Raw genomic sequence first — 14,379 nt, forward strand, 5'->3', positions numbered from 1 at the left:
GCGGTCGCGCGCGTCGCGCTACTGGGGGTGTCACACCCCCCCCCGGCGCCCCCCCCCCCCACCCCCCCCCGCGGGGTGTCGCGGGGGGCCGCGCCTTTCCCGGCCGACCAACGTCGACGCGGGGCCTACTGCTCCTTGGCCGCCTTCTTCTCCTCGCCGTCCTCGATGACCGCCTCGGCGACCTGCTGCATCGAGAGGCGGCGGTCCATCGACGTCTTCTGGATCCACCGGAAGGCGGCGGGCTCGGTGAGCCCGTACTGCGTCTGCAGCACCGACTTCGCCCGGTCCACCAGCTTCCGCGTCTCCAGCCGCTGCGAGAGGTCCGCGACCTCCTGCTCCAGGGCCTTCAGCTCGGTGAAGCGGGAGACGGCCATCTCGATGGCCGGCACGACGTCGCTCTTGGAGAACGGCTTCACGAGATACGCCATCGCTCCGGCGTCCCTGGCCCGCTCCACAAGGTCGCGCTGCGAGAACGCGGTCAGCATGAGGACCGGCGCGATGGACTCCTCGGTGATCTTCTCGGCTGCGGAGATCCCGTCGAGCACGGGCATCTTCACATCGAGGATCACCAGGTCGGGCCGGTGCTCCCGGGCCAGCTCGATGGCCCGCTGACCGTCACCGGCTTCGCCGACGACCGCGTAGCCCTCTTCTTCGAGCATCTCTTTGAGGTCGAGGCGGATGAGGGCCTCGTCCTCGGCGATGACGACACGGGTCGTCAGCGGCGGGACGTGCGACTTGTCGTCGTCGGCGACGGGCTGGGGCGACTCGGGGGCGGTCACGGGGGCTCCTCGTTCAGGGGCAGATGCAGCTGCCCATGCAGCCTACCTAGCTGCTGTGCGCTTCCGTTACCAGGTACACTTCTCACCGGCAACCTGGCCGGGTTGGCGCAATTGGCTGACGCGGAGGTCTCAAACACCTCTGTCCGAAAGGACATGTGGGTTCGAATCCCATACCCGGCACCATTCCAGAAGCGGATGTTCACATTCTCGTGAATGTCCGCTCTTTTCTTTGCTACTCGCAGACAGGCACCGTCACCCAGAGTGGCACGCCGTCACTTCGGGCTGTCGTCCTCCCCCACATGGTGCACGCGCACCAGATTCGTGGAGCCAGGGACACCGGGCGGGGAGCCCGCTGTGATCACCACGATGTCGCCCTTGCGGCAGCGGCCCGCCCTCAGCAGTTGTTCGTCGACCTGCGCGACCATTTCGTCCGTGGATTCCACGTGCGGGCCGAGATAGGTCTCGACGCCCCAGGTGAGGGTGAGCTGGGCGCGGGTCGCCGGGTCGGGGGTGAAGGCCAGCAGCGGGATCGGTGAGCGGTAGCGGGAGAGCCGCTTCGCGGTGTCGCCGGACTGGGTGAAGGCCACGAGCAGCTTCGCGCCGAGGAAGTCGCCCATCTCGGCGGCCGCGCGGGCGACCGCCCCGCCCTGGGTGCGGGGCTTGCTGCGGTCGCTCAGCGGGGGCAGTCCGCGGGCGAGGATGTCCTCCTCGGCGGCCTCGACGATGCGGCCCATGGTGCGGACCGTCTCCACCGGGTACTTGCCGACGCTGGTCTCACCGGAGAGCATCACGGCGTCGGTGCCGTCGATGACGGCGTTGGCCACGTCGGACGCCTCGGCGCGGGTGGGCCGGGAGTTGTCGATCATCGAGTCGAGCATCTGGGTGGCGACGATGACGGGCTTGGCGTTGCGCTTGGCCAGCTTGACGGCGCGCTTCTGGACGATCGGCACCTGTTCGAGGGGCATCTCGACGCCGAGGTCACCGCGGGCGACCATGATGCCGTCGAAGGCCGCGACGATGCCGTCGATGTTCTCCACGGCCTGCGGCTTCTCGATCTTGGCGATGACGGGGAGCGTGCGGCCCTCCTCCGCCATGATCCGGTGGACCTCCTCGACGTCCCGGCCCCTGCGAACGAAGGAGAGCGCGATGATGTCGGCCCCGGCCCGCAGGGCCCAGCGGAGGTCCTCGGTGTCCTTCTCCGACATCGCGGGGACCGACACCGCGACACCGGGCAGGTTCAGCCCCTTGTGGTCGGAGACCATGCCTCCCTCCACGACCGTGGTGTGGACCCGGGGGCCCTCGACCGAGGTCACTTCCAGGGCGACCTTGCCGTCGTCGACCAGGATGCGCTCGCCGGTGGTGACGTCACCGGCGAGTCCGCCGTAGGTGGTGCCGCAGCTGCTCCGGTCGCCCCGGGCGCCGGGGGCGACGGTGATGGTGAACTCATCGCCGCGTTCAAGGAGTACGGGGCCTTCGGCGAAGCGGCCGAGGCGAATCTTCGGACCTTGAAGATCCGCGAGGATGCCGACGCTGCGGCCGGTCTCCTCCGCGGCTTTGCGGACGCGGTGGAAACGCTCCTCGTGCTCGGCGTAGCTGCCGTGGCTGAGATTGAATCGGGCCATGTCCATTCCGGCCTCGACCAGTGCCTTGATCTGGTCGTAGGAGTCGGTCGCGGGGCCCAGGGTACAAACGATCTTTGCTCGGCGCATGGTTCGAGCGTATGCCTTACCGATGGGTAAGTGAGGAGTCCCACAGGACAACTCAACACCCTTTACCCGGAAGGCTATTGACAACTGTTGAATTGTGCGCGGGGGTGCTCTGATGAGCAATTCCGATGGCCCGAAAACGGAATGCGAAGACCCCCGCGTGGGACTTCAGAGCACTGGTGGTGACATGGTGAAACGGGCGTTCACCTGTGCGTGAACGGTCTGGCGCTGCGGTTCGAGGTCGATGGCGGGTACGTCGTCGGAGCCCGGCGCCCCCGGTGAACCGAACATGCGGCTGCCCCCGAAGCCGGGGGCCGGCGGCCGCGCGCCCTCGGCGCCGGGGTCGGAGAGCTCGACGAGGGCGGTCAGCCGGGCGCCGAGCGCTTCCGCGTACTCCCGGGCGCGGATGACGGCGTCCTCCACGGCCTGCCTGCGGGCGTCGCGGTGTGCGGGCGATCCCGGGCGCAGCGCCCACCAGGGTCCGTCGACGCGGGTCAGTTCCTGGTCGGCGAGGCGGGAGGTGAGTTCGCCGAGTGCGGTGAAGTCGTTCAGGACGAGGGTGATCCGCACCTGGCCCGAGTAGGCGCGGATCTTCTCACCCCTGCCGTGCTGCACCAGTTCGGGGCTGACGGAGAGCGCTCCGCTCTCCAGTCTCTCGACGGCTGCGCCGTATCCCCTGGCGAGTTCGAGCAGGGCGCTGTTGCGCCGGGTGAGGTCCTGGAGGGCCGTCCGCCGGCCCTTGCCGCGTGCGCTCGCGGTGACGGTGAGGGTGGCGGTCTCGGGCTCGACTTCGAGGGTCGCCTCGCCGCGGACGGCGACGCGGGGCGCGTCGGGCGTGCCGTAGAGGGCTGCGGGGGCCGGAGCGTCGTCCGTTGTGGCATCGGTCATGGTTCCCACTGTCGCACCCCGGTACGACAGTGGGCGGTCATCAGATCGAAACCTCCGGGGGGTGTTGCGGTGTGTGGCTCCTGGGTCAGAATCTACGCGCGTTGTGCATGGTTGTTGTCCGCATCTACGCGCGTTGTGGTTTGTGACGAGGAGACTGAATGCCGCTCAACCGTAGGACTTTCCTGGGTACTTCGGCCGCCGCCGGCGCCGGTGTGGCCATCGCCGGAGGCACGGCGGTGCCCGCCGAAGCCCACGGGCACGGCCACGGCCACCGCCCGCAGCGGCGGTACTCGTTCACCGTGATGGGGACGACCGATCTGCACGGCCATGTCTTCAACTGGGACTACTTCACGGACAAGGAGTTCGACGACGCCGCGCACAACGATGTGGGCCTGGCGAAGATCTCCACGCTGGTCAACGGGATCCGCAAGGAGAAGGGCCGCCACAACACGCTGATGATCGACGCGGGCGACACCATCCAGGGCACCCAGCTGTCGTACTACTACGCGAAGATCGACCCGATCACGGCCAAGCACGGTCCGGTGCACCCGATGGCGCAGGCGATGAACCACATCGGCTACGACGCGGCGGCGCTGGGCAACCACGAGTTCAACTACGGCATTCCGGTGCTGCGGAAGTTCGAGGAGCAGTGCCGCTTCCCGCTGCTCGGGGCCAACGCCCTGGATGCGAAGACGATGAAGCCGGCGTTCGCTCCGTACGTCTTCAGGACGCTCCGCACCCCGCACGGCCGGGATGTGAAGGTCGCGGTACTCGGGCTGACGAACCCGGGCATCGCGCTGTGGGACAAGGCGAACGTCCAGGGCAGGATGGTGTTTCCGGGGCTTGAGGAGCAGGCGGCGAAGTATGTGCCGCGGCTGCGCTCCATGGGCGCCGACGTGGTGATCGTGGCGGCGCACTCGGGCGCCAGCGGCACGTCCTCGTACGGCGACCAGCTCCCGTATGTGGAGAACGCGGCCGCTCTGGTGGCCGAGCAGGTGCCGGGGATCGACGCGATCCTGGTGGGCCACGCGCATGTCGAGATCCCCGAGAAGTTCGTGGAGAACAAGAAGACGGGGAAGCAGGTCGTCCTCTCCGAACCGCTGATGTGGGGCGAGCGGCTCACGGTCTTCGACTTCGACCTGGTCTGGGAGAAGGGGCGCTGGACGGTCGAGAAGGCCGGTGCGCGGGTGCTGAACTCCAATACGGCGGCGGAGGACCCGAAGCTCGTCAAGCTGCTGACGGACGAGCACAAGAAGGTCGTGGCGTACGTCAACAAGGTGATCGGAACCTCGTCCACGGCGATGACCACGGCGGACGCTCCCTGGAAGGACGAGCCGATCATCGATCTGATCAACGCCGTCCAGACCGACACGGTGAAGGCGGCGCTGGCCGGTGGTGCGTACGCGGCGCTGCCGGTGCTCTCGCAGGCGTCGTGTTTCTCGCGTACGGCGCAGATCCCCGCCGGGAACGTGACGATCAAGGACGCGGCGGGGCTCTACCCGTTCGAGAACACGCTGGAGGCGCGGCTGATGACGGGCGCGCAGCTCAAGGACTATCTGGAGTTCTCGGCGCGCTATTACGTGCAGACGCCCGCGGGCGGCCCGGTGGACACCGCGAAGCTGACGAACGCGGACGACACCCCGGACTACAACTACGACGCGGTGTCGGGTCTGACGTACGAGATCGACATCGCCAAGGCGCCCGGTTCACGGATCGCGAAGCTGTCCTTCGGCGGCAAGGCGATCGACCCGGCGGCGCAGTTCGTGCTGGCGGTGAACAACTACCGGGCGAGCGGCGGCGGCAACTTCCCGCATGTGCCGACCGCCAAGCAGCTGTGGGCCAATTCGGACGAGATCCGGAACACGATCATCGCCTGGGTGCAGGCGAAGGGCACGGTGGACGCGTCGCAGTTCGCCTCGGTGGACTGGAAGCTGACGCGGGACGGTACACCGGTCTTCTGATCCCGTACTCCGCGGGCTCCGGCTCCGGCCGGAGCCGCAGTCCGCGGGTCCGGCCTTCCGCCGCCGCGCTCAGCCGTGTTCGGCCAGCGGGACGAGACGGGAGCGGCGCTGCGGGGGCAGGGCGTGCTCGCGGTCGAGGCCGAAGCTGGTGAACGCGGTGCGCCGGGGCAGCGGGTAGGGGTCCTTGCCGGTCAGGGAGTTGAGGATGGTCGCGCTGCGCCAGGCGGCGAGGCCGAGGTCGGGGGCGCCGACGCCGTGGGTGTGGCGTTCGGCGTTCTGTACGTACACGGAGCCGGTGACGGCGGGGTCGAGGAGCAGCCGGTACTGGTCGTCGATGCGGGGGCGCTCGGATGCGTCCCGCCGCATATAGGGGTCGAGTCCGGCGAGCATGCCGTCGAGCGGGCGCTCCCGGTAGCCGGTGGCGAGGACCACGGCGTCGGTGACGAGGCGGGAGCGGCTGCCCTGCCGGGCGTGTTCGAGGTGCAGTTCGACCCTGCTGGTGGCGACACGTCCCGCGGTGCGGACGGTGACGCCCGGGGTGAGGACGGCGTCGGGCCAGCCGCCGTGCTGGGTGCGCCGGTAGAGCTCGCTGTGGATCGCCGCGATGGTCTCGGCGTCGATGCCCTTGTGGAGCTGCCACTGCTGCGGGGCCAGGGAGTCGCGGGCGGACTCGGGCAGTTGGTGGAAGTAGCGGGTGTAGTCGGGGGTGAAGTGTTCCAGGCCGAGCTTGGAGTACTCCATGGGGGCGAACGCCTCGGTCCTGGCGAGCCAGGTGATCTTCTCCTGGCCCGCGGGGCGGGCCCTGAGCAGGTCGAGGAAGATCTCGGCGCCGGACTGGCCCGCGCCGATGACGGTGATGTGCCCGGCGTCGAGGAGCCGTTCACGGCCGGCGAGGTAGTCGGACGAGTGGATGACGGGTACGGATGGCGCTTCGGCGAGCGGCCTGAGGGTCTCCGGGATGTACGGCTCGGTGCCGACGCCGAGTGCCAGGTTGCGGGCGTGGGCGCGGCCGAGCGCCTCGGCCTCCCCGTCGGCGTCGAGCTGGGTGAAGTCGACCTCGAAGAGGTTGTGTTCGGCGTTCCAGCGGATGGCGTCGACCTGGTGGCCGAAGTGGAGCCCCGGCAGGTTCTCGCTGACCCAGCGGCAGTAGGCGTCGTACTCGGTGCGCCTGATGTGGAAGTGCTCGGCGAAGTAGAAGGGGTAGAGCCGCTCGCGTTCCTTGAGGTAGCTGAGGAAGGACCAGGGGCTGGCCGGTTCGGCGAGGGTCACCAGATCGGCGAGGAAGGGGACTTGGAGGGTGGCGTCCTCGATGAGCAGGCCGGGGTGCCAGTGGAAGGCGGGGCGCTGTTCGTAGAAGGCGGTGGAGAGCTCGGTGAGGGGGTGGGCGAGGGCGGAGAGGGAGAGGTTGAACGGTCCGATGCCGACCCCCACCAGGTCGTGGGGCTGGTCTACGGGAGGCTGCTGGTCGGTCATCGGGGCGTACTGCCTTCCAGGAGTTTGAGGAGAGCTTCCAGGTCACCGGTGGTGGCGTGGGGGTTGAGCAGGGTGGCCTTCAGCCAGAGGCGGTTGTCGGCGCGGGCCCTGCCGAGTACGGCGTGGCCCTCGGTGAGGAGGGTGCGGCGGATGGCGGCCACGGTCTCGTCGTCCGCTCCGGTGGGGCGGAAGAGCACGGTGGAGATGGTGGGCCGGTCGTAGAGCTCCAGGCCGGGGTGGGCCTCGACGAGCCCGGCGAGTTCCGCGGCGATGGCGCAGGTGCGGTCGACGAGTGCGGCGACGCCGCTCCTGCCGAGGGCGCGGAGGGTGACAGCGATCTTGAAGACGTCGGGGCGCCGGGTGGTGCGCAGGGAGCGGCCCAGGAGGTCGGGGAGGCCCGCTTCGGTGTCGTCGTCGGCGTTGAGGTAGTCGGCCTGGTGGGTGAGTGCGTCCAGGGTGGCGGGCCCGGGGACGGCGAGGATGCCGGCCGCGACCGGTTGCCAGCCGAGTTTGTGCAGGTCGAGCGTTACCGAGTGGGCGCGTTCGATGCCGGTGAGCAGGGGGCGGTGGAGTGCGCTGAAGAGCAGCGGTCCGCCGTAGGCCGCGTCGATGTGGAGTTCGGCGCCGTGGCGGTCGCAGAGGTCGGCGATCTCGGGGAGCGGGTCGATGAGTCCGGCGTCGGTGGTGCCGGCGGTGGCGGCGACGAGGACCGGCCCGTGTGTCGCGGTGAGCGCTTCGTCCAGCGCCGCGAGGTCAATGACCCCGGAGGGCGAGGGGACGGTCAGCGGCTCGGGGAGGCCGAGGAGCCAGGCCGCGCGGTGCAGGGAGTGGTGGGCGTTGGCGCCGCAGACGATCCGTACGGCGCCGTGGCGTTCACGGGCGAGCAGCAGGGCGAGCTGGTTGGACTCGCTGCCCCCGGTGGTGATGAGCGCACCGGCCTCGGGACAGCTGTTCTCCGGGTAGACCTCGGCGGCGATGGCGCGGGTGACGAGGGCTTCCAGTTCGGAGGCGGCGGGGGCCTGGTCCCAGGAGTCCATCGAGGGGTTGAGGGCGGATGCGGCGAGGTCGGCGGCTGCGGCGACGGCCAGCGGCGGGCAGTGCAGATGGGCCGCGCAGCGGGGGTCGGCGGGGTCGGCCGCGCCTTCGGTGAGGGCGTGGACCAGGGTGCGCAGGGCTTCTTCGGCGCCTGTCCCGGATTCGGGCAGTACCGGGTGGGCGGTGGCCCGCACCCGGGCGGCGACGGTCTCCGGGCCGCCGGACGGCAGGGGGCCGATCCGCTCGGCGGCCCCGTCGTGCAGCGCGTCGAGGACGGTACCGACGAGGGGCCGCAGGGCGCTCGGCCCTGCGGCCCCTCCGGCGAGTGGCGGCGTGCTCATACGGGTGTCCTTCGGTGCGCTCGGGGCTGTCGCCCCAGCCTGTACGGGGGACAGGCGGCGCGCCCGAAGAGCACAACGAGGTCAACCCGAAAGTGGTATTGCCCGCGTGCGGGGGGAAGTTGGAGCCCCCGGGGTGGTACAAGGGGGCGGCCGGCCGGCGGCAGGCCCCCCGGGCGCACCCCCGGGCGCCGGGCTCGCCCCGGTATCAGACTCCCCCGGTACAGGGCTCCTCCCGGAGTCGGGCTTCCGCCGGACGCCCGGCTCCCCCGCTGTCAGGCTCCGCGGACCTCCAGGGCGCGCCGCAGGTCGTCGAGCTGGTCGGCGAGCTTGCGGCGCAGGGCGGGAATCATCTCGGTGTCGCGCAGACAGGCTTCGCCGCGGGCGAGTGCCTCGGCGGTGATCTCGTACGCGGGGAAGGCGTACCGCCCCGCTGCCTCCGCGATGGCCGGTCCCCTGCGGCCGGCCAGGGCGACGGCGTCCTCGTAGAAGCGCTCCGTGTACCCGGCGACGAGGGCGGTCTGTTCGGGCTGCCAGAAGCCGCGGGCGTTGGCGATGAACAGGTAGTTGGAGAGATCGTCGGAGGTGAACATCTGCTGCCAGGCGGTGGCCTTGGCCTCCGGTGCGGGCAGTGCCGCCCGGCAGCGGGCGGCGCCCTCCTGGCCGGTGGCGCTGATGTCCCGGTCGAGTTCGGCGTCGATGGTGCTCTCCTCGACGGCGCCGAGTGCGGCGAGGCGCTGGAGGATGCGCCAGCGCAGCTCCGGGTCGAGTTCGGGTCCGCCGGGTACACCGCCGTCGGTGAACCAGGCCTGGATGCCGTCGGGCTGGGTGGCCGCGTCGATGAAGTGCCGGACGGCGACGAGGCGGAGCCCAGGGTCGTTGCCGTCCTCGGTGCGGCGGATCAGCGCACGGCAGACCGTGCTGATCGTGGCGAGCGCGGCGGGCCGGTCGGCGGCGGGGAGATAGCGGTCGGCGATCTGGGTGGCGGCGAAGGTGAGGACGCCCTCGACGACGGCGAGGTCCGACTCGTGCGGGAGGTGGGCGAGTGCGGCGTCCAGATAGGCGGCGGGCGGGAGTTCGCCGTCGCGGACCATGTCGCGTGCGGCGTTCCAGACGACGGCGCGGGTCAGCGGGTCGGGGAGGCCGGAGAGTGCGCGTACGGCGGTCTCCCAGGACCCGGCGTCGAGGCGGACCTTGGCGTAGGTGAGGTCGCCGTCGTTGAGGAGGAGCAGGTCGGGGCGGCGGCCCTGGCGGATCTTCGGGGCATCGTCCGTGGCGGTGGGGGCGGGGACATCGATCTCGAAGCGTTCGCGCAGGACGAGATGGGCGGGGTCGACGGGGTCATGGTCGTAGGCGCCGACGGCGATGCGGTGCGGGCGGCTGCCGGTGTGGGCGACGCCGAACGACCAGCTGGTGTCGGTCTCGGTGACGGTGGGGGTGAGGGTGTCGACCCCGGTGGTGCCCAGCCAGTGCGCGGCCCAGCCGTGGACGTCCCGGTCGGTGGCGGACGCCAGGTTGTCGATGAAGTCGGCGAGGGTGGCGTTCCCGAAGCGGTGGCGGGCGAAGTGAACGTTGATCCCGGCGAGGAAGTCCTTCTCGCCCAGCCAGGCGACGAGCTGGCGCAGCGCGGACGCGCCCTTGGCGTAGGAGATCCCGTCGAAGTTGAGCATCGCGGACGCGGTGTCGGGGACGAGGGCCGGGTCGGGGGCGACCGGGTGGGTGGAGGGGCGCTGGTCCGCGTCGTAACCCCAGGTCTTGCGGGCGATCGCGAAGTTCACCCAGGTGCCGGTGAAGCGGGTGGCTTCGGCGAGGGTCTGGTAGCCCATGTACTCGGCGAAGGACTCGTTCAGCCAGATGTCGTCCCACCACCGGAGGGTGACGAGGTCGCCGAACCACATATGGGCCATCTCATGGGCGATGACCATGCCGCGGGTCTGCCGCTCGGTGTCGGTGACGGCCGAGCGGAAGATGAACTCGTCGCGGAAGGTGACCAGGCCCGGGTTCTCCATGGCGCCGGCGTTGAACTCCGGTACGAATGCCTGGTCGTAGGAGTCGAACGGGTACGGCTCGTCGAACTTCTCGTGGTAGCGGTCGTAGCAGGCGCGGGTGATCTCGAAGATCTCCTCGGCGTCGGCGTCGAGGTAGGGCGCGAGGGAGCGGCGGCAGTGCAGGCCGAAGGGGAGCCCGGCGTGCTCGGTGGTCACGGAGTGCCAGGGGCCCGCGGCGACGGCGATCAGATAGGTGGAGACCAGCGGGGTGGGCGCGGCCTGCCAGTGGCCGCCGTCGGTGCGGCGGGTGACGGCGTTGGCGAGGACGGTCCAGCCGTCGGGCGCGGTGACCCCGAGCTCGAAGACGGCTTTCAGGTCGGGCTGGTCGAACGCGGCGAACACCCGCTGGACGTCCTCCATGAACAGCTGGGTGTAGGCGTAGGTCTCGCCGTCGGTGGGGTCGGTGAACCGGTGCAGGCCCTCACCGGTGCGCGAGTAGCGCATCGAGGCGTCGACCCGCAGCTCGTGCTCCCCCGCCGTGAGACCGGGGAGCGGGAGCCGGTTCCCGGAGAGCGTCTCGGGGTCGATGGGCCGTCCGTCGAGGGTCACGGAGCGCAGCTCGGCGGGCTTGACCTCGACGAAGGTGTCTCCGGCCGCACGCGCGGAGAAGCGGATGACGGTGCGGGAGTCGAAGGTGTCGTCGCCCTGGGTCAGATCGAGGTCGATCGTGTACCGCTGGACATCGAGGAGCTGGGCTCGGAGCTGCGCTTCATCGCGCGTCAGTACGGACATGGCCCCCATCGTGCCGTACGCCACCGACAGCGCGCACGGGGAAATCGGTTGCGGTGGCCGGGTGGTACGGGGGTGTGGCGGTCCGGTCACCGGCCGTCGCCGGACACCGTTCAGCTGCCTTCGGCCGGACCGTCCACCGGGCCCTCAGCCGGACCGTCCACGGTGCCGTCCGCCGATCCCTCCGCAGATCCCTCAGCGATCCGTTCGTGGTGCCGGATCACCTCCGCGACGATGAAGTTGAGCAGCTTCTCGGCGAAGGCCGGGTCCAGTCTGGCGTTCTCGGCGAGGCTGCGCAGCCGGGCGATCTGGCGGGCCTCGCGGGCCGGGTCGGCGGGCGGGAGGTGGTTGCGTGCCTTGAGGAGGCCGACCTGCTGGGTGGCCTTGAAGCGCTCGGCGAGCATATGGACGACGGCGGCGTCGATGTTGTCGATGGAGCCGCGCAGACGGTCCAGTTCGGCCTGTACGGACGGGGCTGTCTCGGTCATGGTCGTCGAGCTTACGTCGTGATCGTCGGCGGGTTGTCGGGGTCCGGTATCTGGTCACTCCAGCCGCCGGGGACGGTGTTCCCCTGCTGCTGGCGGAAGACGACGGGGGCCTTCCCGACCCGGCGGGTGAACAGCCGGGAGAAGTACGCCGGGTCGTCGTAGCCCACTCTGCGGGCGACGGCCGCGACCGGCAGATCGGTGGCGGCGAGCAGTTCCTTGGCGCGGCCGAGGCGGATGCCCAGGAGGTAGTCCTTGGGGCTGCACCCCGCCCCCTGCCGTACGGCGGTGCGCAGTTCGGCAGGGGTCATGCCGTGCCGGGCCGCGTGTTCGGCGACGGTCAGCGGCTGGAAGGCGTCGCGGGCGAGCGCCTGGAGCACGGGGGCGCCCTCGGCGTCGGTGTCGGCGCGGGCGCGGCGCAGCGCGACGAGCAGTTCGTGCACGGCGGCCCCGCTCTCCACTTCGAGCAGCGGGTTCCCGCGGCGCGCGGCGCGGACGATGCGCCCCACGGCCGCCCGTGCGCCCGCGACGTCGGCGAGCGGGACGACGGGCCGGTCGGGTTCGATGTAGCCGAGTTCGGTGTAGGTGGCGGTGGCGGGCCCGGTGAAGTCGACGAAGGACTCGTCCCAGCCGGTGACCGGATCGGCTCCGTAGTGATGGGTGGCGCCGGGCGTGATCCAGATCAGCGCGGGGGCGGTGACGGCCGTACGGCGTCCGTCGGCGCCGCGGTACCAGCCGCTGCCCGCGCCGACGACGACGGCGACATGGTGGTCGAGCGTGCGCGGGCCGACCGCGGGCAGGGTGCCGTGCTGGAGCCCGACTCCGAGGCAGACGAGACCGAGCTTGTGGTGGACGGGGCTCGGGGTGAAATAGCGCATCCAGGTGTGGTACATCCCTTTTCCGTCCTCCCGGTGCGGTGCGTCGTGTTCCCTCACGGGCCGGCTGTTCACTGCGGTCCTGGTGTCCGGCTCCGGCGTCCGGCTCCGGTGTCCGGCTCTTTTGTCCGGCTCGGGTGTCCGGCTCTTGTGTCCAATGAACGTTGATCTTTGTCCATGGACCGGGCTGCCGCCAGGGGTGAGAGTGACGGCGTGGCTGATTTCACTGTGGGTGACGAGGATTTCCTGATCGACGGGCGGCCGGTCCGGCTGCTGTCGGGGGCACTGCACTACTTCCGGGTGCACGAGGACCAGTGGGGGCACCGGCTGGCGATGCTCCGGGCCATGGGGCTCAACTCCGTGGAGACCTACGTGCCATGGAATCTGCACGAGCCCCAGCAGGGACGGTTCCACGATGTGCAGGCGCTCGGCCGGTTCCTGGACGCCGCGCACGAGGCCGGGCTCTGGGCGGTCGTCCGCCCGGGACCGTACATCTGCGCCGAGTGGGAGAACGGCGGGCTGCCGCACTGGCTGACCGGACCGCTCGGCCCGCGGGTGCGGACGCGTGACGCTGCGTATCTGCGGGAGGTGGACCGCTGGTTCCACCACCTCATGCACGAGATCGTGCCCCGGCAGATCGACCGGGGCGGCCCGGTGATCATGGTGCAGGTCGAGAACGAGTACGGCAGTTACGGATCCGACCAGACCTATCTGCGCCATATGGCGGGGCTGTTGCGCAGGCTCGGCGTGAGCGTGCCGCTCTTCACGTCGGACGGGCCCGAGGACCACATGCTGACCGGCGGTTCGGTCCCCGGGGTACTGGCCACGGCCAACTTCGGCTCGAACGCGCGCGAGGGCTTCGATGTGCTGCGCCGGCACCGGCCGAAGTCCCCGCTGATGTGCATGGAGTTCTGGTGCGGCTGGTTCGGCCACTGGGGCGCGGAGCCCGTCGTACGGGATCCGGCGGACGCGGCGCGGGCGCTGCGGGAGATCCTGGAGTGCGGCGCTTCGGTGAATCTGTACATGGCGCACGGCGGTACGAATTTCGCCGGCTGGGCGGGCGCCAACCGCTCGGGTGAGCTGCACGACGGCGCCCTGCAGCCGACCGTGACCTCGTACGACTACGGGGCGCCGGTCGACGAGTACGGGCGGCCGACCGAGAAGTTCTGGCTCTTCCGCGAGGTGCTGGCGCCGTACGCGCGGGAGCCGCTGCCGGAGCTGCCGCCGCCGCCCGCCGTGCTGGCTGAGCCCGTGGGCGCCACGCTGCCCGAGTGGGTGCCGCTGGGCGGGGTGATGGACGCGCTGGGCGGCCCGGAGCAGCTCACCGGGTTTCCGCCGACCTTCGAGGAGCTGGATGTCGACCGGGGTCTGGTCCGTTACAGCGTGCGGGTGCCGGGTCCGCGTGAGCCGTATCCGCTGACCGCTCCCGGAGCGCGCGATGTGGTGCGGCTGTACGTCGACGGAGTGCACACGGAGCTGGGCGCGCCGGTGGCGGGGCCGGCTTCGGTGGAGCTGTGGGTGGAGTCGCTCGGCCGGGTCAACTACGGGCCCCGGCTGGGTGAGCCGAAGGGCCTGACGGGCGGGGTGCTGCACGAGCGGCAGTATCTGCACGGGGTACGGGCCCAGGGGCTGCGGCTCGACGCGTTCGACGACCCGGCCGCGGTCGCGAAGCTGCCGTTCCGCGCGGCGTCGCCGACCGGGCCGGACCGCGGGGGCCGGGGGCTGCACCGGGGAACGTTCGAGGTACGCGGCGCCGGGGACGCGACGCTGGAACTGACCGGCTGGGTAAGGGGTTTCGTCTGGGTGAACGGCTTCTGCCTGGGGCGCTACTGGTCGGCCGGGCCCCAGGACTCGCTGTTCATACCGGGCCCGGTGCTGCGCGAGGGCGAGAACGAGGTGTGGGTGCTGGAGCTCGCGGGGGCGGAGGGGGCCGAGCCTGGGCTGACGCTGCGCTGAGGCGGGCAAGCCGGGGCCGGTCCTGCGCTCAGGCGGGCAAGCCGGGGCCGATGCTGCCCTGAGGCGGCCGAGCCGGGGCCAACGCTGCGGGTGAGCCGGCCCGCCG

The 14,379-nt window shown here is 70.8% G+C and carries 10 protein-coding genes and 1 tRNA gene; 3 read left to right on the top strand and 8 right to left on the bottom strand.

Annotation, left to right across the window (positions count from 1 at the left end; genetic code table 11):
• Nucleotides 1-125: 125 nt before the first annotated feature.
• The gene (locus ACFXBC_RS14035) at nt 126-779 is read right to left on the bottom strand and encodes an ANTAR domain-containing response regulator (RefSeq protein ID WP_385023176.1); all 654 of its coding nucleotides are present in this window, start codon (nt 777-779) and stop codon (nt 126-128) included.
• 96 nt (nt 780-875) lie between these two features.
• Here ACFXBC_RS14035 and ACFXBC_RS14040 point away from each other — a divergent pair.
• A tRNA-Leu gene (locus tag ACFXBC_RS14040) sits at nt 876-962 on the top strand.
• Nucleotides 963-1,051: 89 nt separating this feature from the next.
• Here the strand turns inward: ACFXBC_RS14040 and pyk are convergent.
• Nucleotides 1,052-2,488: a pyruvate kinase gene (gene pyk, locus ACFXBC_RS14045; RefSeq protein ID WP_385023178.1), complete on the bottom strand. Its 1,437-nt coding sequence runs from the start codon at nt 2,486-2,488 to the stop codon at nt 1,052-1,054.
• A 165-nt stretch (nt 2,489-2,653) separates the two neighbouring features.
• Entirely contained in the window at nt 2,654-3,373 is a 720-nt protein-coding gene (locus ACFXBC_RS14050; RefSeq protein WP_385023180.1) for an SIMPL domain-containing protein, read from the bottom strand.
• 158 nt (nt 3,374-3,531) lie between these two features.
• Between ACFXBC_RS14050 and ACFXBC_RS14055 the strand changes: the two genes are divergently transcribed.
• Nucleotides 3,532-5,334, top strand: a complete 1,803-nt coding sequence (locus ACFXBC_RS14055; protein WP_385023182.1) for a bifunctional metallophosphatase/5'-nucleotidase — start codon at nt 3,532-3,534, stop codon at nt 5,332-5,334.
• A 69-nt stretch (nt 5,335-5,403) separates the two neighbouring features.
• On the opposite strand, the gene ACFXBC_RS14060 is transcribed toward ACFXBC_RS14055, so the two are convergent.
• The 5 genes from ACFXBC_RS14060 to ACFXBC_RS14080 form a co-directional block, all read right to left on the bottom strand.
• Entirely contained in the window at nt 5,404-6,807 is a 1,404-nt protein-coding gene (locus tag ACFXBC_RS14060; protein ID WP_385023184.1) for a lysine N(6)-hydroxylase/L-ornithine N(5)-oxygenase family protein, read from the bottom strand.
• Nucleotides 6,804-8,183, bottom strand: a complete 1,380-nt coding sequence (locus ACFXBC_RS14065; protein ID WP_385023186.1) for a pyridoxal phosphate-dependent decarboxylase family protein — start codon at nt 8,181-8,183, stop codon at nt 6,804-6,806. The genes ACFXBC_RS14060 and ACFXBC_RS14065 overlap by 4 nt, the downstream gene beginning before the upstream one ends.
• Before the next feature lie 272 nt (nt 8,184-8,455).
• Nucleotides 8,456-10,960 (bottom strand): aminopeptidase N, encoded by a 2,505-nt coding sequence (gene pepN, locus ACFXBC_RS14070; RefSeq protein WP_385023188.1) that lies wholly within the window; start codon nt 10,958-10,960, stop codon nt 8,456-8,458.
• A gap of 110 nt (nt 10,961-11,070) precedes the next feature.
• A complete protein-coding gene (locus tag ACFXBC_RS14075; RefSeq protein ID WP_385023190.1) occupies nt 11,071-11,445 on the bottom strand; it encodes a chorismate mutase in 375 nt (124 codons plus the stop codon).
• 11 nt (nt 11,446-11,456) lie between these two features.
• Entirely contained in the window at nt 11,457-12,335 is an 879-nt protein-coding gene (locus ACFXBC_RS14080; protein ID WP_385023192.1) for a helix-turn-helix domain-containing protein, read from the bottom strand.
• 195 nt (nt 12,336-12,530) lie between these two features.
• Between ACFXBC_RS14080 and ACFXBC_RS14085 the strand changes: the two genes are divergently transcribed.
• Nucleotides 12,531-14,273: a beta-galactosidase family protein gene (locus ACFXBC_RS14085; protein WP_385023194.1), complete on the top strand. Its 1,743-nt coding sequence runs from the start codon at nt 12,531-12,533 to the stop codon at nt 14,271-14,273.
• Nucleotides 14,274-14,379: the final 106 nt, after the last annotated feature.

The organism is Streptomyces sp. NPDC059398, assembly GCF_042751845.1.
Lineage (GTDB): Bacteria > Actinomycetota > Actinomycetes > Streptomycetales > Streptomycetaceae > Streptomyces.

What these genes read in the sequence shown, in the direction of transcription:
- ACFXBC_RS14055 (WP_385023182.1), top strand. Translation starts at nt 3,532, where the DNA reads ATGCCGCTCAACCGTAGGACTTTCCTGGGTACTTCGGCCGCCGCCGGC.
- ACFXBC_RS14075 (WP_385023190.1), bottom strand. Translation starts at nt 11,445, where the DNA reads ATGACCGAGACAGCCCCGTCCGTACAGGCCGAACTGGACCGTCTGCGC.
- ACFXBC_RS14050 (WP_385023180.1), bottom strand. Translation starts at nt 3,373, where the DNA reads ATGACCGATGCCACAACGGACGACGCTCCGGCCCCCGCAGCCCTCTAC.
- ACFXBC_RS14065 (WP_385023186.1), bottom strand. Translation starts at nt 8,183, where the DNA reads ATGAGCACGCCGCCACTCGCCGGAGGGGCCGCAGGGCCGAGCGCCCTG.
- ACFXBC_RS14060 (WP_385023184.1), bottom strand. Translation starts at nt 6,807, where the DNA reads ATGACCGACCAGCAGCCTCCCGTAGACCAGCCCCACGACCTGGTGGGG.
- ACFXBC_RS14080 (WP_385023192.1), bottom strand. Translation starts at nt 12,335, where the DNA reads ATGTACCACACCTGGATGCGCTATTTCACCCCGAGCCCCGTCCACCAC.
- pepN (WP_385023188.1), bottom strand. Translation starts at nt 10,960, where the DNA reads ATGTCCGTACTGACGCGCGATGAAGCGCAGCTCCGAGCCCAGCTCCTC.
- pyk (WP_385023178.1), bottom strand. Translation starts at nt 2,488, where the DNA reads ATGCGCCGAGCAAAGATCGTTTGTACCCTGGGCCCCGCGACCGACTCC.